Origin of the sequence: Acidovorax sp. FHTAMBA, from assembly GCF_038958875.1 — a bacterium.
Classification (GTDB): domain Bacteria; phylum Pseudomonadota; class Gammaproteobacteria; order Burkholderiales; family Burkholderiaceae_C; genus Acidovorax.
In genome coordinates this window covers 2,278,590-2,300,383 of sequence record NZ_CP152407.1, presented here as the reverse complement: position 1 = coordinate 2,300,383, position 21,794 = coordinate 2,278,590, and the positions used below count along the sequence as shown (strand labels likewise).

The 21,794-nt window shown below is 66.1% G+C and carries 17 protein-coding genes, 1 tRNA gene and 1 pseudogene; 10 read left to right on the top strand and 9 right to left on the bottom strand.

All coding sequences use genetic code 11. The features are described 5' to 3' along the window. The first annotated feature begins 147 nt into the window (after positions 1–147). The 4 genes from AAFF19_RS10855 to AAFF19_RS10840 all read left to right on the top strand — a co-directional run bounded on the left by AAFF19_RS10855 (position 148) and on the right by AAFF19_RS10840 (position 5,707). The gene (locus AAFF19_RS10855) at positions 148–1,941 is read left to right on the top strand and encodes a DEAD/DEAH box helicase (protein WP_342721790.1); all 1,794 of its coding nucleotides are present in this window, start codon (positions 148–150) and stop codon (positions 1,939–1,941) included. Between the two features lie 109 nt (positions 1,942–2,050). Beyond that, complete coding sequence (locus AAFF19_RS10850; protein WP_246331002.1) at positions 2,051–2,548, top strand: nucleoside-diphosphate sugar epimerase; 498 nt, start codon at positions 2,051–2,053, stop codon at positions 2,546–2,548. Positions 2,549–2,600: 52 nt separating this feature from the next. After that, positions 2,601–3,683 (top strand): endonuclease/exonuclease/phosphatase family protein, encoded by a 1,083-nt coding sequence (locus AAFF19_RS10845; RefSeq protein ID WP_342721788.1) that lies wholly within the window; start codon positions 2,601–2,603, stop codon positions 3,681–3,683. Between the two features lie 155 nt (positions 3,684–3,838). Further along, positions 3,839–5,707: a M14 family metallopeptidase gene (locus AAFF19_RS10840; RefSeq protein WP_182120232.1), complete on the top strand. Its 1,869-nt coding sequence runs from the start codon at positions 3,839–3,841 to the stop codon at positions 5,705–5,707. Positions 5,708–5,887: 180 nt separating this feature from the next. Here AAFF19_RS10840 and ybaL read toward each other — a convergent pair whose 3' ends face one another. Then, positions 5,888–7,636: a YbaL family putative K(+) efflux transporter gene (gene ybaL / locus AAFF19_RS10835; protein ID WP_182120231.1), complete on the bottom strand. Its 1,749-nt coding sequence runs from the start codon at positions 7,634–7,636 to the stop codon at positions 5,888–5,890. A 200-nt stretch (positions 7,637–7,836) separates the two neighbouring features. Here ybaL and AAFF19_RS10830 point away from each other — a divergent pair. Next, positions 7,837–7,913 (top strand) — tRNA-Arg (locus tag AAFF19_RS10830). Between the two features lie 138 nt (positions 7,914–8,051). Here the strand turns inward: AAFF19_RS10830 and rimO are convergent. Beyond that, on the bottom strand, positions 8,052–9,443 hold the full coding sequence (gene rimO, locus AAFF19_RS10825; protein ID WP_008903613.1) for a 30S ribosomal protein S12 methylthiotransferase RimO: 1,392 nt from the start codon (positions 9,441–9,443) through the stop codon (positions 8,052–8,054). A 171-nt stretch (positions 9,444–9,614) separates the two neighbouring features. Continuing rightward, positions 9,615–10,175 carry a polyhydroxyalkanoate synthesis repressor PhaR gene (gene phaR / locus AAFF19_RS10820; RefSeq protein ID WP_008903612.1) on the bottom strand — a complete coding sequence of 187 codons (561 nt, stop codon included), beginning with the start codon at positions 10,173–10,175 and terminating at the stop codon, positions 9,615–9,617. Between the two features lie 174 nt (positions 10,176–10,349). Here phaR and AAFF19_RS10815 point away from each other — a divergent pair, with 174 nt between their 5' ends. From AAFF19_RS10815 to AAFF19_RS10795, 5 genes and pseudogenes are all read left to right on the top strand, one after another. Further along, positions 10,350–11,435, top strand: coding sequence for a mechanosensitive ion channel domain-containing protein (locus AAFF19_RS10815; RefSeq protein WP_182120230.1), 1,086 nt, complete (start codon positions 10,350–10,352; stop codon positions 11,433–11,435). A 196-nt stretch (positions 11,436–11,631) separates the two neighbouring features. Continuing rightward, entirely contained in the window at positions 11,632–12,261 is a 630-nt protein-coding gene (locus tag AAFF19_RS10810) for a glutathione S-transferase family protein (protein ID WP_182120229.1), read from the top strand. A 45-nt stretch (positions 12,262–12,306) separates the two neighbouring features. Beyond that, a pseudogene (locus tag AAFF19_RS10805) lies at positions 12,307–12,414 on the top strand (transcriptional regulator); the annotation flags it as partial. A 255-nt stretch (positions 12,415–12,669) separates the two neighbouring features. Beyond that, positions 12,670–14,385, top strand: coding sequence for a hypothetical protein (locus AAFF19_RS10800; protein WP_182120228.1), 1,716 nt, complete (start codon positions 12,670–12,672; stop codon positions 14,383–14,385). A gap of 166 nt (positions 14,386–14,551) precedes the next feature. Continuing rightward, a complete protein-coding gene (locus AAFF19_RS10795) occupies positions 14,552–15,148 on the top strand; it encodes a lipocalin family protein (RefSeq protein WP_342721787.1) in 597 nt (198 codons plus the stop codon). A gap of 124 nt (positions 15,149–15,272) precedes the next feature. Here AAFF19_RS10795 and AAFF19_RS10790 read toward each other — a convergent pair whose 3' ends face one another. The 6 genes from AAFF19_RS10790 to AAFF19_RS10765 form a co-directional block, all read right to left on the bottom strand. After that, on the bottom strand, positions 15,273–16,895 hold the full coding sequence (locus AAFF19_RS10790) for a dipeptide ABC transporter ATP-binding protein (protein WP_342721786.1): 1,623 nt from the start codon (positions 16,893–16,895) through the stop codon (positions 15,273–15,275). Positions 16,896–16,909: 14 nt separating this feature from the next. Continuing rightward, complete coding sequence (locus tag AAFF19_RS10785; protein WP_008903606.1) at positions 16,910–17,977, bottom strand: ABC transporter permease; 1,068 nt, start codon at positions 17,975–17,977, stop codon at positions 16,910–16,912. Positions 17,978–17,987: 10 nt separating this feature from the next. Then, positions 17,988–18,404, bottom strand: coding sequence for a DUF86 domain-containing protein (locus AAFF19_RS10780; protein WP_182120225.1), 417 nt, complete (start codon positions 18,402–18,404; stop codon positions 17,988–17,990). Then, positions 18,394–18,804, bottom strand: a complete 411-nt coding sequence (locus AAFF19_RS10775) for a nucleotidyltransferase domain-containing protein (RefSeq protein ID WP_008903604.1) — start codon at positions 18,802–18,804, stop codon at positions 18,394–18,396. The genes AAFF19_RS10780 and AAFF19_RS10775 overlap by 11 nt, the downstream gene beginning before the upstream one ends. A 9-nt stretch (positions 18,805–18,813) precedes the next feature. Further along, the gene (locus tag AAFF19_RS10770; RefSeq protein WP_182120224.1) at positions 18,814–19,845 is read right to left on the bottom strand and encodes an ABC transporter permease subunit; all 1,032 of its coding nucleotides are present in this window, start codon (positions 19,843–19,845) and stop codon (positions 18,814–18,816) included. 110 nt (positions 19,846–19,955) lie between these two features. Next, positions 19,956–21,755: an extracellular solute-binding protein gene (locus tag AAFF19_RS10765; RefSeq protein WP_342721785.1), complete on the bottom strand. Its 1,800-nt coding sequence runs from the start codon at positions 21,753–21,755 to the stop codon at positions 19,956–19,958. Between the last annotated feature and the right edge of the window lie 39 nt (positions 21,756–21,794).

The following is a 21,794-nucleotide window of genomic DNA, read 5'->3' as shown; positions in this document are numbered from 1 at the left end:
CCCGCCACATCAGCACACTGCTGGGGACGAAGGAAGCCACGCTTCCGGGCTCCCAATCCTGAACTCATCCGCCTGAGACTGGCTCAGCAACCGCCCGGTTGCACGACAGGCAGATACCCGGCGCCCCGGACGGGCGCATCCTAAGACATGACATTTGACGAACTGAACCTGGCTCCTGCCATCCTGAAGGCCGTGCACGAAACGGGCTACGAAACCCCGACGCCCATTCAGGCCCAGGCCATTCCCGCCGTGATGGAAGGCCATGACCTTCTGGCCGGCGCACAGACCGGGACCGGCAAGACCGCTGCGTTCACCCTGCCCATGCTGCACCGCCTCTCGCAAAGCGCTGCGCCCAAGAACAAGTTTGGTGGCAAGGGCATCCGTGCCCTGGTGCTCACCCCCACCCGTGAACTCGCCGCCCAGGTGGAAGAGTCGGTCCGCGAATACGGCAAATACCTGGATATCAACTCCACCGTCGTTTTCGGCGGCGTGGGCATGAACCCGCAGATCGACCGCATCAAGCGCGGCGTGGACATCTTGGTGGCCACCCCCGGCCGCCTGCTCGACCTGCAGCAACAGGGCTTTCTGGACCTGTCCACCGTGCAGGTGCTGGTGCTGGATGAAGCCGACCGCATGCTGGACATGGGCTTCATCCACGACGTGAAAAAGGTGCTGGCCCTGGTGCCCAAGGACAAGCAAAGCCTGCTGTTCTCGGCCACTTTCAGCGACGAAATCCGCGACCTGGCCAACACCCTGCTCAAGAACCCCCAGAGCATCCAGGTCACCCCGCGCAACACCACCGTGCAGCGTATCTCGCAGGTGATCCACCCCGTGGGCCGCGGCAAGAAAAAACAGGTGCTGCTGCACATCATCCAGCAGCACAACTGGAGCCAGGTGCTGGTGTTCACGCGCACCAAGTTCGGCGCCAACAACGTGGCCGAGTTCCTGACCAAGAACGGCGTGCAGGCCATGGCATTGCACGGCAACAAGAGCCAGAGCGCCCGCACGCAGGCACTGGCAGGATTCAAGAGCGGCGAGATCCGCGCGCTGGTGGCCACCGACATCGCCGCACGCGGCATCGACATCGATGACCTGCCCCACGTCGTCAACTACGAAATCCCCAACGTCTCCGAAGACTACGTGCACCGCATTGGGCGCACCGGCCGCGCAGGCGCCACGGGCGAAGCCGTGAGCCTGGTCTGCATGGACGAAGAAGGCTTCATGATGGACATCGAGCGCTTCACCAAGCAGCAGATTCCTGTCCAGGTGATCGAAGGTTTTGGCCCAGAACCTGGCGAGAAGGCCGAGCCCATCGCCATGGGCCGCCAGACGATCTGGGGTGGCGCGGGCAAGCCACCCAGCCGTGAAGTGATGCAGGCTGCCGCCAAGGCAGCGCGCAGCGAAATGATGGACCGCATCCGCACCAACAAGGCAGGCCAGGGCGGCGGCCAGGGTGGTGATCGCGCCCCCCGTTCGGGCAGCGGTGGCGGTGGCCGCTCGGGCGGTGGTGCACCACGCAGCGCGCAAGGCCCTGCCGGCGGTGGCCGTGGTGGCCAAGGCGGTGGCCGGGGCGGCGCGCGTGATGGCGCGCCCCAGGCCCCTGCACGCAGCCGGGGTCCGCGCCCCGAAGGCGGCGGCGGTGGACATCGCTACGACGATGCGCAGCCTCCCCGCGCGAATGCACACCTGGGTACACACCTGGGCCACAGCAACCCGAGCCACCGCAGCTCCAGCCACGGCGCTGGCGGGCAACCAGACCCGATGCGCACCAGCGTGGACAGCATGGCTGAACGCGGCCGCCGTGGTGGTGGTGGCGGCGGTGGTGGTTATCGCAACTCAGGAGGTGGCGGTTATGGTGGTGGATCAGGCGCGGGTGGCGGTGGTGGCCGGGGCAACGGGTCTCGTGGGCCAGGCGGTCCTCGCGGCTCTTTTAACCGCTGATACCCGCAAGTCGCCCGCTTCTGCGGCAACGGGCGCGGCCGTCCACGTACTGCATGGCAGGGGGCGAAGGGCGCCTGCGCTGAACCACCCCAGGCTGCATCTGCACGCGGTGGACTTCGCGACCCTGCCCCTGCTGCCGCCAGTAGACGATGTCTACATCACGCTTGGCACCACCATGGCGGTTGCGGGCAGCCAGGCAGCCTTTCGTGCAGTGGATTACGACGCCGTGATGGCAACCGCGCGCGCTGCCCGCGCAGCCGGTGCCACCCGCTGCGGTGTGGTCACCGCGATGGGGGCCGATCCGAATTCGCGCATCTTCTACAACCGCGTGAAGGGAGAGGTGGAGCGGGACCTGGCAGGCCTGGGATTTTCCACACTCGTGATCGCCCGCCCTTCCCTGCTCATGGGCGAGCGGCGCAGCTTGCACCAGGCTGCGCGCCCAGCGGAAACGCTGTCCCTCAAGCTCTTTACATGGCTGAACCCGGTGATTCCCGCCAGCTACCGCGCCCGCCCCGGCGCCGACGTGGCACGTGCGCTGGTGCACGCCGTACAGACGCGCCCCGACGGGCTGCATGTTCTGACGGGCAGCGACCTCCAGCCTTTCTGACACGGCGACCCGGCCCGGTTCCGGGCCATGGTCTTGTGCGATGCTGTGGCCCATGCGCCCCATCGATCCACCCCAGCCCCTGGCCACCCTGATGGTGGCCACCTGCAACGTGCTCAACCTGGCTAATCCGGGCCGCGTTTTCTACGACAACCAGGATCCCTATAGCCAGACCGAATTCGAGCGCAAGCTCACCTGGCTGGGCGACCGGTTTCGCATGCTCAATGCCGACGTGCTGGCGGTCCAGGAGGTGTGGGACGATGCAGCGCTCAAGGGCGCACTCGGCCGCAGCGGCCTGCGCTACGACTTTGTGGCGGTACCTGGTGCAGAGAACGACGCCACCCACGGCGGTGCCAAGGGCACGCCCCGGGTGGGCATCGCCACAAGGCTCAAGGTCGAGGCCATGCAGTCGTTTGCAGAATTCCCGCCGGGTTTTCAGGTGGACGTGCCCGGTCTGGGTTTGCACACGCATTTCGAACGCCCCCCGCTGGTGGTCACACTGCGCATGAAACATGGGCAGAGCCTGACGGTGCTGACAGCCCACCTCAAATCCAAGCGGCCCAAGTTCCTGCAGGATGCACAGGGGAACCCCACCGAGGACCGGGATGACCGCAAAGTGATGGCACTGGCGTCGCTGCGCTCGCTGATCATGCGCGGTGCGGAGGCCATGGCGCTGCGTTGCCTGGTGATTGACCTGCTGCACCGCACCAGCACGCCGCTGGTGGTCCTGGGTGACCTCAACGACACCCCCGACAGCGTCACCACGCAACTCATCTGCGCCACCAACGAGATCGCGTACGACCGCTCGGCGCGCGATGTGGCCCTGTTCAATGCCTACGACCTGCAAGGCGATGCGGCGCTGAAAAAGGACGTGGCGTACTCACACATCCACCAGGGTTCCCCCAGCGTGCTCGACCAGATCCTGGTGAGCGAGGAGTTCGTGCAAAACGGCAGGAACAGCGTGGGCGACGTGAAGCGTGTGGACTATTTCAATGACCACCTGCACGAAGGGCGTGACCGCACCCGCTCCGACCACGGCTTTGTACGCGCGCTTCTACGCCTCAGGATGCCACCGCAGGACCCCCCGCCACCGCCTGCACCGCTACAGCCGCAGCCTCCCTCGGCAAACCCCCTTTAGCCTGAGCAAGCAGGCTTCCGGTCACGTCCTCGGTACAGGTGCTGCAAAGCGGGGCAAAGTGTTTGCAACGGGATGTACGCTGACACAGCCCTCCGCGCATGCGCAGGTAACATCGCCGTAACAAAGTCCAGCCTTGGCCAATGGCAGCAACCACCATGAACATGCATTCCAATCTTCACCGCGAAACCCCACCCGCATCCCTGGCCGCGCCGAAACCCGGCCGCCTGCGGAATCTGCCGTGGAAGGTCTCTGCACTGCTGGCCACAGCGCTGTTGACGGCGTGCAGCACCACACCCCTGCCCCCGTGGCCCTCCACACCTGGCGCGAGAACAGGCGCACCCGCCCCCCTGCCCCGCGCCCAGCCCGGCACGGTGGTTCCTGCGCCCCTGGGCCAGGCACCTTTGGCCCCGCCCCCACGCCCAGCTGTAGTTACCAGCCCCCTGCCCCCGCCAGCGCCGCTGGTGGTGCAAGACCAGGGCCCCATGGCGCCACCCTACGGCGCTGCAGTGGCAGCCCGGTTCCCTGATCCACCCACTGCCTACAGCACCCCTGGCCTGGGCCCGGACCGCAGGGCCTTCACCACCAATGCCGAAATCAGCCAGTGGCTGCAGTCGCTGGCCGAGCCCGCGCCCCGCGGGGGCACACGCACCAGGCTGCTCAACCTGGGCATGTCGCAGCGGGGCGAACCCATCCTGGGCCTGCTGGCCACGCGCGCGGCGGGCACCGAGCCCGCTGACCTGGACACCAGCGGCCGGCCCACGGTGGTGCTCATTGGCCAGCAGCACGGCGACGAGCCCGCTGGCAGCGAGGCCCTGCTGGTCATCAGCCGGGAGCTGGTGCAGGGGCTGCTCGAGCCGCTGCTGGACCGCATCAACGTCGTGGTCGTGCCCCGTGCCAACCCCGACGGCGCCGCGGCCGGAACCCGTGTCACCGCCAGTGGCGTGGACATGAACCGCGACCACCTGCTCCTGAATACGCCCGAAGCCCGCGCACTGGCCCAAGCGATCAGCACCTACCGGCCGATCCTGGTGCTGGACGCCCATGAATACACCGCCGTCGGCCGCTATCTGCAGAAGTTCAACGCCATCCAGCGCTACGACGCGCTGCTGCAGTACGCCACCACGGCCAACTACCCCGAGTTTCTGACCAAGGCGTCTGAAGAGTGGTACCACCAGCCCATGGTGGCGGCGCTCCGGGCCCAGAACCTCACGAGCGACTGGTACTACACAACCTCCACCAATCCGGATGACAAGCGCATCTCGATGGGGGGCACCCAGCCCGACACCGGGCGCAACGTGAATGGCCTTAAAAACACCGTGAGCCTGCTGGTGGAAACGCGCGGCGTGGGCCTTGGGCGCATGCACATCCAGCGCCGGGTGCACTCACAGGTCACCGCCATCACCAGTGCGCTGCGCAGCACGGCCGAGCGTGCCACCAACCTGGAGCAGGTGCGCTCGTTTGTGGAGCGCGACGTGAGCGCGAAGGCTTGCCGCGACCAGGTGGTGGTGGAAGCTGCTGCAACCCCCACGCAGCGCCAGCTCGATTTTCTGGATCCCGACACCGGTGCAGACCGCTCCATCCGTGTGGACTGGAATTCCTCCCTCACCTTGCGTGCCATCAAGACGCGGGCCCGCCCCTGCGGCTACTGGCTGTCGGCAAGTTCCAGTGAAGCCGTGGAGCGCCTGAAGCTGCTGGGGCTGCAGGTACTGCGCGTGGCCGAGCCCGGCTCGGCCCTGGCCGACACCTACCGCGAAACCGCCCGGGAGACAGCCGACCGCCAGGACGTGATCGGCACAATTGCGGGTGGCCAGGGCATTGTGCGCGTGCAGGTGGCGCCGACGCGCAGCGCCATTGACATACCCGCAGGCAGCTTCTACGTGCCCCTGAACCAGCCCCGCGCCAACCTGGCCGTGGCGGCACTGGAGCCCGATACCCAAAACAGCTACTTCGCCAACCACCTGATCGCGGACCTGGCGCACTCGGCCCGCGTCATGGCGCCACCGGCACTGGTTTTCGAGGATTGATGGGCAAGGCCCCGCTGGCCCGCCAGCGGGTGCGGTGCCAGCACCCATGCACCCATGCACCGTTGCACCGTTGCACCGTTGCACCGTTGAACACAGGCAGCAAGCGCAGCCGTCATTTGCTATTTAATTTATAGCTACTGGCGCTTATCCATCAAGCGCCAGAGCCCAAAACATTCAAAATCAAACCCTGCTGTGCAGGGATGCGGGACCGGTATGCCTTTGGTGGCGCGCCTCGGTCCGCTCCAGTACGTGGCGGGCCATGGACTGTGCCAGCGCCTCGTCGGCCAGAAACACCGTGCTGTCGCACTCCTGTGCGATCCGGCGGGCCTCGTCGGCGCTGTGGCTGCGCACAACCGCTTCGATGCTGGGGTTGAGCGTGCGTGCCGTGGTGATGATCTGCTGCACGTTCAGCGTGTCGGGTGTGGCGATGACCAGCATGGCAGCGCGCGCAATGTGCGCCTGGATCAACACCACCGGATCCACGGCATCCCCGAACACCGCCGCAATGCCGGATTCCCGCAGAGCCTCCACCAGCTCGCGGTTCTGCTCGGCTACCACAAACGGGATGTCGTTGGCCGCCAGCGCAGCGGCCACACGCCGCCCCACCCGGCCATACCCCACCAGCACCACCTGACGCGCCAGGTACCGTGCATCCGTGCTCATGGGCAGCTCGGCCAGCGGGTCGTCGCGCTGCTCCAGCCGCCGCGCCAGCGCCGAACGCTTGCGCAGCCACTCCTGCAGCGGGGCGATGGCGTGAAAGAGCATGGGGTTGAGGGCCATGGAAATCAGCGCCCCGGCCAGCACCAGGCTCGCCCCCTCGGGCGGCAGCATGCCCAGCGATGCACCCAGCGCCACCAGGATGAACGAAAACTCTCCGATCTGCGCCAGGCTGGCTGACACCGTGAGCGCCGTGTGCAGCGGATAGCGAAACGCCAGCACCAGCGCAGCCGCAGCCACCGTCTTGCCCACCATGATGATGGCCACGACCGCCAGGACCTGCAGCGGCCGGTCCCACAGCACCGCGGGGTTGAACAGCATTCCCACCGACACAAAGAACAGCACCGCAAAAGCGTCGCGCAGCGGCAAGGACTCCTGGGCCGCCCGGTGGCTGAACTCCGACTCCCGCATCACCATGCCCGCAAAAAATGCACCCAGCGCAAACGACACGCCAAACAGTGCGGCAGACCCGAACGCAATGCCCACCGCCGCAGCCACCACGCACAGCGTGAACAGCTCCCGCGACCCGGTGCGCGCCACCTGCCAGAGCACCCACGGAAACAGTCGGCGCCCCACCAGCAGCATCAGCGTAATGAAGCCGCCCACCTGCAGCAGCGTCCACCCCAGGGTTTGCCACAACGCAGTGGCGCTTGCAGCCGCCCCGCGCGCATCTTGCTGCCCGCCCTCCAGCCAGCCCGCCAGCGGCGGCAGCAACACCAACACCAGCACCATGGCCAGGTCTTCCACCACCAGCCAGCCCACCGCAATCCTGCCGGTATGGCTGTCCAAAATGCCCAGTGTCTCCAGAGCACGCAAAAGCACCACGGTGCTTGCCACCGACAGCGACAGGCCAAACACCAGCGCCCCACCCAACCCCCACCCCCACCAGGTGGCCAGCGCCACCCCGAGGGCGGTGGCCACCATCATCTGCACCACCGCCCCCGGCACCGCAATCTTGCGCACGGCCAGCAGGTCTCCCCATGAAAAGTGCAGGCCCACGCCAAACATCAGCAGCATCACCCCGATTTCTGCAAGCTGGCTGGCCATGGCGGCGTCTGCCACAAACCCCGGCGTGTACGGCCCTAGCACCACCCCGGCGAGCAGATAGCCGATCAGCGCTGGAAGCCGCAGGCGCGCCGCCACAAAGCCCAATGCCAACGCCAGCCCCAGCGCGGCAGCGATGGTGTGAATGAGCGCGACGCTGTGCGGCATGGTGTGAGGGGAAGAAAAAACGGCGGTGTCGGGCAGGTCACCTCGTTATAACCGCATCCCACATTCTGCAGCCACTCCTGCGTTGTGCACCCATCACAGCAGGCCCGCTTGCGCAGGTTATGATGCGCGCTCTGCGCTACAGCGCGACGGCGAATGCGCCGCACACCAGGTGAGTGGAAACACACCGCAAGCCTTGTCTACTGCCCGTAGCTCAACTGGATAGAGCAATAGCCTTCTAAGCTATAGGTCGGGGGTTCGAGTCCCTCCGGGCAGGCCAGTCCCCCAGCGCCCCGAACCGGTCGCCGCCCTCGATGCGGGGCACGGCTTTTCGCCCGCACCACACTATCCCGCCCCGGAACGCACGGCCCCGGCGTTGTCGCAACGACCGGGTTTCCCGGGAACGTACCTCAGCGCATCAGATCGGCTGGGCCACCAGGTCGTGCCCGCGCACGCCCACGATGCGGGCCTTGGTGAACTCGCCCACCTTCAGGGTCTTGCTGATCTTTTCGGGCGGCAGCAGCTGCACGGTGCCGTCGATCTCGGGCGCGTCGGCATAGGTGCGACCCACGCCGCCCTTGCGGCCCAGGGCCGGGGCGTGGTCCACCAGCACCTGCATGGTGGCGCCCACGCGGCGCTGCAGGCGGGCAATGGACACCTCTTCGGCCACGGCCATGAAACGGGCACGGCGCTCCTCGCGCAGTTCCATCGGCAGCATGCCGGGCAGCTCGTTGGCGGCGGCGCCCGTCACATCGCTGTAGGCAAAGCAACCCGCGCGGTCGATCTGCGCCTCGCGCACGAAGTCGAGCAGGTGCTGGAATTCTTCTTCGGTCTCACCGGGAAACCCGGCAATAAAGGTGCTGCGGATCACGATCTCGGGGCAGGCCTCGCGCCAGCGCTGGATGCGCTCCAGGTTGCGCTCGCCGCTGGCGGGGCGCTTCATGCGCTTCAAGACATCGGGGTGGCTGTGCTGGAAGGGCACGTCCAGATATGGCAGCACCTTGCCGGTGGCCATGAGAGGGATGACTTCATCCACGCTGGGGTACGGGTACACGTAATGCAGCCGCACCCAGGCGCCGTAAGGCTCGGCAATCTCGCCCAGGGCCTGCACCAGCTCCAGCATGCGGGTCTTGACGGGCTTGCCATCCCAGAAACCGGTGCGGTATTTCACGTCCACGCCATAGGCCGAGGTGTCCTGGCTGATCACCAGCAGTTCCTTCACGCCGCCTTCAAACAGTGCCTTGGCCTCGCTGAGCACATCGCCAATCGGGCGCGAGACCAGATCGCCGCGCATCGAGGGGATGATGCAGAAGGTGCAGCGGTGGTTGCAGCCCTCGCTGATCTTGAGGTAAGCATAGTGCTTGGGCGTGAGCTTGATGCCCGCAATGCCAAAGCTGCCCGGCACAAGGTCGATGAACGGGTCGTGCGGCTTGGGCAGGTTCAGGTGGACGGCGTCCATCACCTCCTGTGTGGCGTGGGGGCCGGTCACGGCCAGCACGCTGGGGTGCATCTGGCGCACCATGTTGCCGCCATCGTCGCCCGTGCGGGCGCCCAGGCAGCCGGTGACGATGACCTTGCCGTTCTCGGCCAGGGCTTCGCCAATGGTGTCGAGACTCTCCTTAACCGCATCGTCAATGAAGCCGCAGGTGTTGACGATGACCAGATCCGCGCCCTGGAAGGTCTTGGAGGTCTCGTAACCCTCGGCGCTCAGCTGCGTGAGGATCAGCTCGGAATCGGTCAGCGCCTTGGGGCAGCCCAGGCTGACGAATCCGACTTTGGGTGTTTTTGTGGGGGCAATTGCTTCGCTCATAGCCCCGTATTGTCCCAGTTCCGGCAAAGCAGGGGTAATCAGGGCCGACTCAGCGATTTCCCAAGGCGCAAGAATCTGGCACTGCAAAGGAGAGCGGCCGCCGCGCAAGGGCCGCCCCGCCGCGCTGGCGGCGTCCCCCTGGGGACCGGCGCCGCTGTCTGCTCATGGGGGTCACCTCTTGAGTCCGAACGCGCCCAGCATCTGCTCCGTCTGCTTTTGCATCTGCTCCTGCATCTGCGTGAGCATCGACTGCGACTGCTCCACATAGTTGCCCATCATGCCCTTGAGCATGGGCGACTGCAGGTTCATGAACTGGGCCCACATTTCGGGCGTCACGCTTTGCGACTGCTCGGCCAGCTTGGCCTGCACATCAGTGAACGCCTGCACGTTTTTCTCCAGATACGCGCCCATGAAGCCCTGCATGGCGTGGCCGTAGAAACGGATGATGTTGGCCAGCACCGCCTCAGTGAACATGGGCGCGCCGCCCGCCTCTTCTTCCAGAATGATCTGCAGCAGGATGCTGCGCGTGAGGTCTTCGCCCGTCTTCGCATCCCGCACCACCACATGCTGATGATCCATCACCAGTTGGCGCACCTCCGCCAGCGTGATGTAGGTGGAGGTGTCTGTGTCGTACAGACGGCGGTTGGGATACTTCTTGATGACGCGCTGCGCCGACTTGGGCGCGGCACTTTTCTGTTCAGACACGACGAACTCCTCGGGCTGGAAGCCCATGTATTGCAGTGCAGCACATTCTAGGTAACGGGTGGCCCGCCACCAGCAAAGGAATACCCTGATGGGCAAAACCAGCCCCGCCCTGCCCACGCCGGGCGTGCCGCGCGGCGCGATGTCTGACAGATGCAGGCATTTTGCGATGCGATAGTGTGCGTTTGCCCCCGTTTCACACCCATGCTTGAAAGCCTGCAGCTCTCCCCCTGGCTCGCCACGGCCGTGGTGGCATTGTTCGCCATCACGTTGGCGGCCATTGCCCACCGCATTGTGGCCATCATCCTGCGCCGCGCCACGGCGCCCTTGCCCGTGGTGCATGGGGTGGTGCTGGCGTGCATACCTGTCATGCGGGTCTTGCTGCCGCTGATTGCGCTGCAACTGGTGTGGCAGGCCGCCAGCGATGACCTGCCCGCCATTGGCGGCGTGCGCCACCTCAACGGCCTGGCGGTCATTGCGGGCGCCTGCTGGCTGCTGATTGCGGCCATCGGCGGCCTGGCCAACGGCGTCATCGCCCAGCACCCGGCCGATGTGGAAGACAACCTTGCCGCCCGGCGCATCGCCACCCAGGCCCGCGTGCTCTCGCGCACCGCCATGACGGGCGTGGTCATGGCCGGCATCGCGCTCATGCTCATGACGTTTCCGGGGGCCCGGCAGGTGGGTGCCAGCCTGCTCGCATCCGCCGGGGTGGTGGGGATCGTGGCAGGCATTGCTGCGCGCCCCGTGTTCAGCAACATGATTGCAGGCCTGCAGATAGCACTGGCCCAGCCCATCCGCATTGACGACGTGCTCATCATCGAAGGCGAGTGGGGGCGGGTTGAAGAAATCACCAGCACCTACGTGGTGCTGCGCATCTGGGACGAGCGGCGCCTGATCATCCCGCTGCAGTGGTTTATTGAGAACCCGTTTCAAAACTGGACACGCACCAGCTCCGAAATCCTGGGCACCGTGTTCCTGTTTGCCGACTACCGCCTGCCGCTCGACCCGCTGCGGGCCGAGCTGCAGCGTGTGCTGGAAACCGCGCCCGAGTGGGACAAGCGCGTGAGCGTGCTGCAGCTGACCGATGTGACCGAGCGCACCATCCAGATCCGCGTGCTGGTCTCCGCACGGTCGTCGGGCCTCGCGTTCGACCTGCGCTGCCGAGTGCGTGAAGCGCTGGTGACGTTCATTCAACGCGAGTACCCCGATTGCCTGCCGCAGGTGCGCGTGCCGGCGCAGGGTTCAGCACCCAGAAGTTCACATTCGACAATGTCAGCTCCTGGCCAGTGATGTGGGTTGGGTGCGGCGCCGGAAAACTGACTTCCGGTGAGATCCCCTCGTTAGTGCCAGCTTGTGGCGGTCAACGGGGAGGGCTGGTATCGGCCAACAGCTATCGCCACCGCGGCAGCCGATGGGAAGGCTGTCCCCGTATACATTCGGGATCCCTGAAGATCGTTGTTCGAGATTTCCACACCTGAGACTGCCCATGATCCTCGTCGGCCAATATGACAGCCCCGTCACTCGCCGCGTCGCCATCGCGCTGCACCACTACGGCATACCCTTCACTCGCGACACGCGGTCCATCTTTGGCGATGCGGAGGCGATCGGGCGGATCAGCCCGCTGACCCGCATCCCGGCCCTCATCCTCGACGATGGCGAAGTGCTGATCGACAGCGCATCGATCCTGGATCATCTCGATGAGCAGGTGGGCGACGCGGCGCTGATTCCCGGCTCCGGCACCCAACGCCGGCGCGTTCTGCAGATGACGGCACTGGCTCAAGGTACCCTCGAAAAGGTCGCGGCTGTGGTGTACGAGAGGCACTTCCATCCCCCCGAACACCGCAGCTCCGTCTGGGTTGATCGCTGCCTTGGCCAGGCACGCGCCGGTCTCGACGAACTGACCAACCGCCTTGCCAAACCTTATGCCTGCGGGGTGGCACTCACCCACGCTGATGTCATGATCACGACGCTGGTCTGGTACATGCGGGATCGGATGAATGAAGTGCTGTCACCGTCCGCCCACGCCGCCCTGATCACACTGGCCGAACACTGCGAAGCGCTGCCAGCCTTCCGCGCCGCCGCTCTGAGCGATTTCGAGGCGATGCCACGAAGCTAGTCTTGGATATGCCAGTGCGCCTTTCCACGTCCTCCACGCGCTGCTCTGGCACACATCACGTTGCGCGACATCCACGAGGCGCTGGGCGCGCCCACGCTGCTGGCGGTGGGCAACCGGGCGGAGAGCCCAGGGTGCATCGTGGAACAGGCGGTGACATGGCGACGCTGCGCAGCCCGGGGGCAATGGTGCAGGCTGACGGGCCGTGGCACCTGCTGCGCCGGGTTACACGAAACGCTATTATTTGGATAGCTACTCGCGCTTTACCAATAAGCGCTTGCGGCACTTTTTATACATATTTCCACTCCGTATTCAGCCTCTGCACCCGCAGCGTGGTGGGTGATAGGCTGGGCACCGGTGCGGGTGTGCTGGCGGTTGGCGCCATCCCGCCGCGCTCTGAAAGGCTTGCTCTTGATCACGCTTGTTGCCACGCTAGTCCGCTTCCTGCTGCGCCATCTGATGGCCTTTGTGGTCATCTGTGCGGTGCTGCTGGCGGGCCATTGGGGGTGGGCGCAGTGGCAGGGCTACCGGGCGTCGCAGGCCGAGCTGGCGGAGCTGGCGGCGGCCGACGAGCGCATTGCGAATGACCTCTCCCGCCTGGCCACCGCCAGTCAGGGCCGCGTGGCGGGGCTGGCCTCGGCGTCGCTGGATGTGTTGGCCAACCGCATCGACGCACTGGACGAGGAAACGCGGCGCAAGCAGCTGCAGCGCCAGCAGGCCAGCGCCCTGGGCCCGGTGCTGCACGGCCAGCCCATTGTGGCGCACCAGTTCGACGGCATGCGGCTGGATGCCGAGATTTTTCTGCTGAATGCCGAGCGCAAGCACCTGCAGGATCTGCGGCTGCGGCTGCAAGCCACGCAATCGGCCCAGGCGCGCCGCGCCGAGCTGGAGCGGCTGCGCCTGGTGCACGAGGGCCTGTACACGCAGTGGCAGGCGGCCAGACGCGAGCGCGAGGCCCTGGAGCAGCGCCACCCCGTGGCATGCCGTTTGGGGGTGGGCGGGGTCGGCGGTGTGGGTGCGGCCGAATACCGGCAGTGCGCGCAGCTGCGGGCGCTGCAGGATCAGCTGCTGGCCGAGAACCGTCGCGCGGCGCAGGACTACGAGCGCCAGCAGGCGATTGCCCAGGCCGATGAGCCGCTGCCGCCGCTGGCGGCATTTGCCCCGCCGCTGGCCGATACCGGCGCGCTGCTGGCACCGCTGCGCGAGCGGCAGGCGGCGCTGCAGGCGCTGCGGCAGGGCAACTGGTTTTACCGGCTGTCGCTGCCGCTGATGGCCGTGATGCCCACGGCGCTGCTCATCCTGCTGGGGGCCATGGTGGCGCCGCTGGCTATCAAGGCGCTGTTCTACTTTGTGCTGGCACCGCGTGCGGCGCGGTGCCCACCCATCCGGCTGCTGCCAGACAGCCTGGGTGCGCTGGCGCTGCAGCCCCACCAGTCGGCCGTGTCGCTGGAGGTGACGGTGGATGCCAGGCATGAGCTGCTGCTGCACCCCGACTTCCTGCAAAGCGCATCGGTGGCAGGCCATACCGACACCTGCTGGCTGCTGAACCCGCAGTACCCGCTGACCAGCCTGGCATCGGGCATGGTGGCACTCACGCGCATCCGCACCACGGCGCCAGCGAGTTTTGTGGTGTCTTCCACGCAGGATGCGCACAGCGAAATCGGCCTGCTGGTGCTGCCTGCGGGCGCCGCGCTGGTGATGCAGCCGCACAACCTGGTGGGCGTGCTGCAGCAGCGGGGCCAGCCGGTGCGCATCACCTCGCACTGGCGGCTGGGCACGCTGCACGCATGGCTGACGCTGCAGCTGCGCTACCTGGCGTTTCATGGGCCCGCGCAGCTCATCGTGCAGGGCAGCCGGGGGGTACGGGTGGAGCCTGCCCACAGCGGGCGCAGCATCAGCCAGGCCGCCACCATCGGGTTCAACGCCAATCTGGCGTATTCCACCCGCCGGTCTGAAACCTTTGTGGCCTATGTGCGGGGCAAGCAGGCGTTGCTGCACGACAGCTTTCAGGGCGATGCGGGGTTTTATGTGTATGGCGAAATGCCACACGCCGCCCCGCACGGTAGCGGCGCAGCGCGGTGGCTGCGGGGCGTGGGCGATTCGGTGCTGAAGGTGTTTGGCATCTGACCTGCGCGGCCGACAGGCGCTGCCAGCGTGCTCCTACACCGGGCGGCAGGCGCGCTGCCTACAGTCACCGGCAGAGAGCAAGGCAGCACACCGTGCAGCCCCCCAACCACAACACGCCGCGCTTTTACCCCCGCACTGAGCGCGCCAGACCATTGGAGAAGACCCCATGCGCACTTACAGCCCACCCCTTCGCCATTCGCCCTGGCCGCTGCTGATGGGCGCGGTCGCGCTGATGGCGGTGCTGGCGCTGTCGGCCTGCTCAACGCCACGCACGCCCGAAGGCATCCAGCCGGTGCGCGGCTTTGACGTGGACCGCTACGCAGGCTACTGGCACGAGGTGGCCCGCATCGAGAATTCGTTCGAGCGTGGCCTGACGCAGACCAGCGCCACCTATACCCGCAACGCCGACGACACCATCAAGGTGGTCAACCGCGGCTACGACCCGGTGCGCAAGGCCTGGAAGGAGGCTGAGGGCACCGCACGCTTTGTGGATGACCCGACCCGCGCCGCGCTGAAGGTGTCTTTCTTCGGCCCGTTCTACGGCGGCTACAACGTGGTGGCGCTGGACGAGAACTACCAGTGGGCGATGGTGGTGGGCTCCAGCAAGGACTACCTGTGGATTCTGTCGCGCACCCCCACCGTGCCGCACCATGTGCGCGAACACCTGATGGAACGCGCCCAGGCAATGGGCGTGGATGTGAGCAAGATCCGCTGGGCGCCTGCTGCGGGTGAGCAGCACGCACGGCGCGCCGTGTTGACGTAAAGCCGCTACCCTGCCACCGCCGCCGTGTGGGCACCGGGGCAACACACGCGTCTGTGCTTTCGCTACATTTTTAATAGCTGTTCGCGCTTTACCATCAAGCGAAAGAGCCCGTTTTACACAAAACTCAGTCGTCGGACGGCACCGTGGCCGCAGCCACCAGGCGCTGGGTGTAGGGGTGTTGCGGCGCGTCCAGCACCTGCTGCACGCTGCCCGCCTCCAGCACATTGCCGTCTTTCATCACCAGTACGTCGTGCGCCATGGCGCGGATTACATCCACGTCATGCGTGATGAGCAGGTAGCTCAGGCCCTTTTCTTTTTGCAGGCGCTGCAGCAGGCCCAGCACCTGCTGCTGGATGGTCACGTCCAGGGCGCTGGTGGGCTCGTCCAGCACCAGCACCTGGGGCTGCACGATGAGGGCACGTGCAATGGCCAGGCGCTGGCGCTGGCCACCCGAGAATTCGTGCGGGTAGCGCTCCAGCAGGCGCGGGTATTGCGCCTCGGCCAGTCCCACCTCCTGCAGGGCGGCTTCCACCCGTACACGCCGCTCGGCTATACCCAAAGTGGGCTCGTGCACCTTCAGGCCCTCGCCCACAATCTCTTCCACCGTGAGGCGCGGGGACAGCGACGAAAACGGGTCTTGAAACACCACCTGCACCCTGCGGCGCAGCTGCTGGTTGGCCGGGGTGTTGCGCGTGGCTGGCTGCTGCCAGGCCTGCCCGCCCACCTGCAACTGCCCCGCGTACGGCAGCAAGCCCAGAATGGCCTGCGCCAGTGTGGACTTGCCCGAGCCCGATTCGCCCACCACCCCCAGCGTGCGGCCGGGCAGCAGCTGCAGCGCCGCGCCCTGCACGGCCACAAACTCGCCCTTCTTGAACCAGCCCTTGATGCCCGGCAACGGCGTGGGGTACACCACGCGCAGGTCCTGGGTGTGAACCACGGGCGCCGCGCCCGCGGGCGGGTCGGCCTCCAGCACGTCGCGGCGCGGCAGGCTGGCGATCAGGCGGCGGGTGTAGTCGTGCTGCGGGTTGCCAAACACGTCAGCCACGGGGCCCTGCTCTACCAGCACGCCCTGCTCCATCACGGCCACGCGGTCGGCAAAGCGGCGCACCAGGTTCAGATCGTGCGTGATGAGCAGCACGGCCATGCCGTTCTGGCGCTGCAGGTCGGTCAGCAGGTCCAGGATCTGCCCGCGCAGGGTGACATCCAGCGCCGTGGTGGGCTCGTCGGCCAGCAGCAGCCGGGGCGCACTGGCCAGGGCCATGGCAATCATGGCGCGCTGGCGCTGCCCGCCGCTGAGCTGGTGCGGAAAGCTGTTGGCTCGCCGCGCGGGCTCGGGGATACCGGTCTGCGCCAGCAGCTCGATGGCGGCCTGCGCACACTGGGCGCCTGTCAGGCCTTTTTTAAGCTGCAGGATCTCGGCGATCTGCATGCCAATGGTCATCAGCGGGTTGAGCGCGGTCATGGGCTCCTGGAACACCATGGCAATGTCGCCACCGCGCACGCCGCGCATCTCGCGCTCGGTCAGCGCCAGCAGGTCGCCGCGGCCCTGCAGCGTGGCCTGCCCGGTGATGACGGCATTGCCCGCCAGGCGCAGCAGGCTCAGGGCCGTGATGGTCTTGCCCGAGCCGGATTCCCCCACCAGCGCAAGCTTTTCACCGGCGGCGATGTCAAAGCTCACGCCCCGCACCACCTCTTTGGCGCCAAAGCGAACGTGAAGGTCCAGAACCTGCAACAAAGGGGTCGTCATGGCCGATGAAGGGTTCACTGGTCGGCCTTTCGCGGATCGAGCGCGTCGCGCAGGGCGTCGCCCATGAAGGTCAGCAGCAACAAGGTGGTGACCAGCACCGCAAAGGTGGACAGCGAGATCCACCACGCATCAATGCTGTTCTTGCCCTGGCTCAAAAGCTCGCCCAGGCTGGGCGTACCGGGCGGTACACCCAGGCCCAGAAAGTCGAGCGAGGTGAGCGCCAGAATCGCGCCGCTCATGCGGAACGGCAAAAAGGTGACCACGGGCGTCAGGCTGTTGGGCAGGATGTGGCGCCAGATGATCTGGGTATTGCTCACCCCGAGCGCGCGTGCCGCCTTCACGTAATCAAGCTGGCGGTTGCGCAAAAATTCGGCGCGCACGTAGTCCGACAGGCCCATCCAGCCAAACAGGCTCAGCAGCACCAGCAGAAGTGCAATGCTGGGCGCAAACACGGCGCTGAAGATGATGAGCAGGTACAGCTCGGGCATGGAGCCCCAGATTTCGATGAAGCGCTGAAACGCCAGGTCGGTCTTGCCGCCGAAGAAGCCCTGGATGGCGCCGGTGATCATGCCCAGCAGCACACCGGTGACGGTGAGCGCCAGGCCAAACAGCACGCTCACGCGAAATCCGTAGAGCAGCTGCGCGAGCAGGTCGCGCCCCCGGTCGTCGGTACCCAGCCAGTTGTCGGCCGTTGGTGCTGAGGGGTTGGGCGCCTTGGCAAAGTAGTTCAGCGTGTTGGGGCCGTAGGGGTTCAGGGTGTACAGCGCCCAGTTGCTGCCTGCGGTGATGCGCTCCTTGATGAAGGGGTCGAGGTAGTCGGTGGGTGTCTCGAAGTCTCCGCCAAAGGTTTTCTCGGGGTAGTCCTTGAGCATGGGGAAATACGTTTGACCCTCGTAGCGCACGACGAGCGGCCGGTCGTTGCTGACCAGCTCGGCGCACAGGCTGACGAGCACCAGCGCGCAGAAGACGAGCAGACTCCAGTACCCCAGGCGGTTGCGCTTGAAGCGCAGCCATGCGCGGCGGGAGGGGGACAGCGAAGCGGGAGCAGCACCCGTTGGACCGCGAGATGTAGGGGAGCCCATGGCCTGCTGCTTATCTGGCATCACGCAGCAGGAGGGCTTTGCTGTACTGCAAAAACTCATCCAGGTGCTTCTCGATGATGGCGATGGTAATGGGAAGCTGTAGGCTCTGGTAGTCATGCACGGCGATGTTGCGAAACCCCACCATGCGCTGCAAGCCTTCGGCCAGGGGTGGTTCAATCCGGCCAGCCTGGGCCAGCAGGGCAAAAACGTCGCGCGCACTTTGTGGAACACCCAGCCGGTCGCGCCGAATCAGGTGCTGGCCCATGTCCAGCGCGGCCTCGCAGGCGCGCTGGATGTTCAGGATGGCGGCATCCTGGCGGCTGAAATTGGTGGCGAAAGTGGTCGGATCGCTGAAATATTCCTCGCGCGCACGCAATACGCAGCGCTCTATTGTGGCGGCCTTGTTCAGCAGCACGTCATCCACCATACACAGTCCCTCGCTCTCGAATATCGGCCAGCAGGCCAGCGCGCGCCGTGTCCAGGGCGGTTTTCTCGCTCAGGATGGCGCTCTCGAACATCGCGGCCTGTGCATCCCGTGTCCACCAACGCTCACCCTGGGTGACGACCTGGTACTGCATCACCGTGGATGCAGCACGCAAGTCCAGCAGATCCACGGCGCAGCCCGCGATGTCGGCCAGTTCACTGGATAGCTGCCACAACAGCAGCACATCAGCGTAGCCAGCCACCAGCACGGCCAGGTCCAGGTCGCTGTCCGGCCCCGCCGTGCCTTGCACGCGGCTGCCAAAGCCGTACACCGCCAGCAGGCCCGGCAGTCGCGCCTGCAGCATGCGCACGGTGCGCTCGATTACTTCGGAGGTCACACGCATGCGTATCCTTCAATCAAACTTCACGCGCGGGTCCACCCACACGTAGCACAGGTCGCTGACGAGCTTGGTCACCAGCCCGATCAGCGTGAACAGATACAGCGTGCCCAGCACCACGGGGTAGTCGCGCCGGATGACGCTCTCGTAGCTCAGCAGGCCCAGGCCGTCGAGCGAGAACAGCGTCTCGATCAGCAGCGAGCCCGCAAAGAACGCGCCGATGAACGCCGCCGGAAAGCCGGTGATGATGGGAATCAGCGCGTTGCGGAACACATGCTTCCAGAGCACCTGGCGCTCCGATAGGCCCTTGGCGCGCGCCGTGAGCACGTATTGCTTGCGGATCTCTTCCAGGAAAGCGTTCTTGGTGAGCATGGCCGTCACCGCAAAGCTGCCCAGCACCATGGCCGTGACGGGCAGCGTGATGTGCCAGAGGTAGTCCACAATGCGCGCGCCCCAGCTGAGCTCGTCCCAGTTGGCCGAGGTGAGCCCCCGCAGCGGGAACCACTGCAGTTGCCCGCCAAAAATCACCAGCAGCGCCACGCCCAGCACAAACCCCGGGATCGCGTAGCCCACCAGGATGATGAGCGTGGTGACGAGGTCAAACCGCGACCCCGCCCGCACCGCCTTGGCCACGCCCAGCGGCACGGCCACGAGATAGCTGATGAAAAACGTCCACATCCCAAGGCTGATGGAAACGGGGAGCTTCTCTTTCACCAGCTGCCACACATCCTTGTTCTGGAAGAAGCTCTTGCCCAGGTCAAAGCGCGCAAACTGCCCCAGCATCTGCAGGAAGCGCTCGTGCGCGGGTTTGTCGAAGCCGTAAAGCGCCTTGATCTGCTCCAGCCGCTGCGGGTCCACCCCCTGCGCGCCCCGGTAGCTGAGCCCGCCGCCCTCCGCGCCCCCCCCGCCCGCGCCGGCCTTGGCCTCGGCCATGTACTGCTCCACCGGGCCGCCGGGCACGAACTGGATCACCACGAAGGTCAGCAGCAGCACGCCCAGCAGGGTGGGCAGCATGAGCAGCACGCGTTTGAGGATGTAGGCGAACATGGCTTGTCAAGAACTTGTTGCAGGGCGAGCGGCCGCCTCGCCGGGCCGCCCCAGACAAGGCCAGCCCCCTGGGGGGGCAGCGACCCGTGCAACGGTGGAGCGTGGGGGCTTCATTGCTTCGACCACCAGGTATCGATGACCCAGCCCTCGCCGCTGGAGTACGGCGGCACCGTGGCGGGCCGGGACAGGCGCCAGGCGTTGTACGCCATGCGGTGCGTGCCCGCCGTCCACTGCGGAATCAGGTAGTGGCTGTGCGCGATGACGCGCTCCAGCGCGTGGCAGGCGGGCAGCAGTTGCGCCTCGGTCTTGGCGGAGGTCATGGCCATGATCAGCGCGTCCACGGCAGGGTTCTTCACGCCAGCGAAGTTGCCCGAATCCTCGGTGTCTGCCGCCTGGCTGCCAAACAGGTCGGCGAACTCCTGGCCAGGGTTGTGCGTGCCCTGGAAGGCCATGGAGGTGATGTCGAAGTCGAACTTTTGCAGGCGCTGCTGGTACAGCGCGAAGTCCACCGCACGGAAGCGCAAGCTGATGCCCAGCTTTTGAAGGCTGCGCATCCAGGGCGTGACCACACGCACGCCGCCTTCGTTGCTGTCCATGTATTCGAGCACCATGGCCTGCCCCTGGGCGTTGCGCAGCGCGCCACCCTGCACCTCCCAGCCTGCCTCTTTCAGCAGCGCCTGCGCGCGTCGCAGGTTGGCGCGCAATGAGGAGTCACCATCGGTACGCGGCGGCACCGTCATGGGGCCGAAGGCGGCAGCCGGAATGTGCTTGCGCCAAGGCTCCATCAAGGCCAGTTCTTCGGGCGATGGGGAGCCCCTGGTCTCGCACGCGGTGTTGCCAAAAAGGCCGTTCACCCGCTGGTAGGCGCCGTAAAACATCTGGCGGTTCATCCACTCGTAGTCCATAGCCAGGCCCAGGGCCTCACGCACGCGGGTGTCCTGCAACAGCGGCCGGCGGGTGTTGAGCACATAGCTCTGAAAGCCCGAGGGCAGCTTGTGCGCAAACTCGCCCTTCACGAGCTCGCCGGTATCGAACTTCTTGCCCGTCACACGGCGTGCCCAGTCGCCCGCGCTGAAGAAACGCATCAGGTCGAACTCGCCCGCCTTGAGGGCCTCCAGCCGCGCGGTGTTGTCCTTGTAGATCTTGACGAGGATGGAGTCGAAATTGGCGGTGCCCTTGCGCACGTTCAGGTCACGTGCCCAGTATTGCGGGTCGCGCACATAGGTGATGTCCTTGCCAAAACGCACCGGGCCAACACGATAGGGGCCGCTGCCGATGGGAATGTCCATCACCACCTGGTCGAAGGGTTTGGCCTTTCCATTCTCGACGCCCCAGTCGCGGCTGAAAACCGGCAGGCCGCCCACGGTCAGCGGCAGCTCGCGGTTGGGCAGCTTGAAGCGGTAGCGCACGGTGCGGTCGTTGATCACATCGACACCTGCCACCTCGATCAGCAATGTCTTGTAGGCGGGCGAGGTGAAGGGCCCCACCAGCGTGTCGTAGCTGTGCTTCACGTCCTGCGCCAGCACGGGCTTGCCGTTGTGAAACCGAGCCTCGGGCCGCAGGCGGAACGTGGCGGACAGGCCATCGGCAGCCACCTCCACATCTTCGGCCAGCAGGCCGTAGCCGGTGGCCGTTTCGTCCATGGAGCCCACCAGCAGCGAATCGAACATCAACGACGACAGGTACGCCGGTGCGTTGCCCTTGATGGTGAACGGGTTGTACTTGTCGAAGGTGGAAACGCGCAGGTTGCTCACCAGCCGCAGCTCGCCGCCCTTGGGCGCGTTGGGGTTCACGTATTCGAAATGCGCAAACCCGGCGGGGTAGCGCGGCTCGCCCCACAGGGCATACGCGTGGGCGGCCCAGGCCGGCGCCGCACATCCCATCAGCAAAAAAGTCAGCCAAAACCGCATGCGACAATTCTGCACTACGCCAAAGGCACCACCGCAGGG

Excerpts from the sequence above, each read along its gene's own strand:
- AAFF19_RS10855 (WP_342721790.1), top strand. The coding sequence starts at position 148 with ATGACATTTGACGAACTGAACCTGGCTCCTGCCATCCTGAAGGCCGTG.
- AAFF19_RS10845 (WP_342721788.1), top strand. The coding sequence starts at position 2,601 with ATGCGCCCCATCGATCCACCCCAGCCCCTGGCCACCCTGATGGTGGCC.
- AAFF19_RS10840 (WP_182120232.1), top strand. The coding sequence starts at position 3,839 with ATGAACATGCATTCCAATCTTCACCGCGAAACCCCACCCGCATCCCTG.
- ybaL (WP_182120231.1), bottom strand. The coding sequence starts at position 7,636 with ATGCCGCACAGCGTCGCGCTCATTCACACCATCGCTGCCGCGCTGGGG.
- rimO (WP_008903613.1), bottom strand. The coding sequence starts at position 9,443 with ATGAGCGAAGCAATTGCCCCCACAAAAACACCCAAAGTCGGATTCGTC.
- phaR (WP_008903612.1), bottom strand. The coding sequence starts at position 10,175 with ATGGGCTTCCAGCCCGAGGAGTTCGTCGTGTCTGAACAGAAAAGTGCC.
- AAFF19_RS10815 (WP_182120230.1), top strand. The coding sequence starts at position 10,350 with ATGCTTGAAAGCCTGCAGCTCTCCCCCTGGCTCGCCACGGCCGTGGTG.
- AAFF19_RS10810 (WP_182120229.1), top strand. The coding sequence starts at position 11,632 with ATGATCCTCGTCGGCCAATATGACAGCCCCGTCACTCGCCGCGTCGCC.
- AAFF19_RS10795 (WP_342721787.1), top strand. The coding sequence starts at position 14,552 with ATGCGCACTTACAGCCCACCCCTTCGCCATTCGCCCTGGCCGCTGCTG.
- AAFF19_RS10790 (WP_342721786.1), bottom strand. The coding sequence starts at position 16,895 with ATGACGACCCCTTTGTTGCAGGTTCTGGACCTTCACGTTCGCTTTGGC.
- AAFF19_RS10785 (WP_008903606.1), bottom strand. The coding sequence starts at position 17,977 with ATGGGCTCCCCTACATCTCGCGGTCCAACGGGTGCTGCTCCCGCTTCG.
- AAFF19_RS10780 (WP_182120225.1), bottom strand. The coding sequence starts at position 18,404 with ATGGTGGATGACGTGCTGCTGAACAAGGCCGCCACAATAGAGCGCTGC.
- AAFF19_RS10775 (WP_008903604.1), bottom strand. The coding sequence starts at position 18,804 with ATGCGTGTGACCTCCGAAGTAATCGAGCGCACCGTGCGCATGCTGCAG.
- AAFF19_RS10770 (WP_182120224.1), bottom strand. The coding sequence starts at position 19,845 with ATGTTCGCCTACATCCTCAAACGCGTGCTGCTCATGCTGCCCACCCTG.
- AAFF19_RS10765 (WP_342721785.1), bottom strand. The coding sequence starts at position 21,755 with ATGCGGTTTTGGCTGACTTTTTTGCTGATGGGATGTGCGGCGCCGGCC.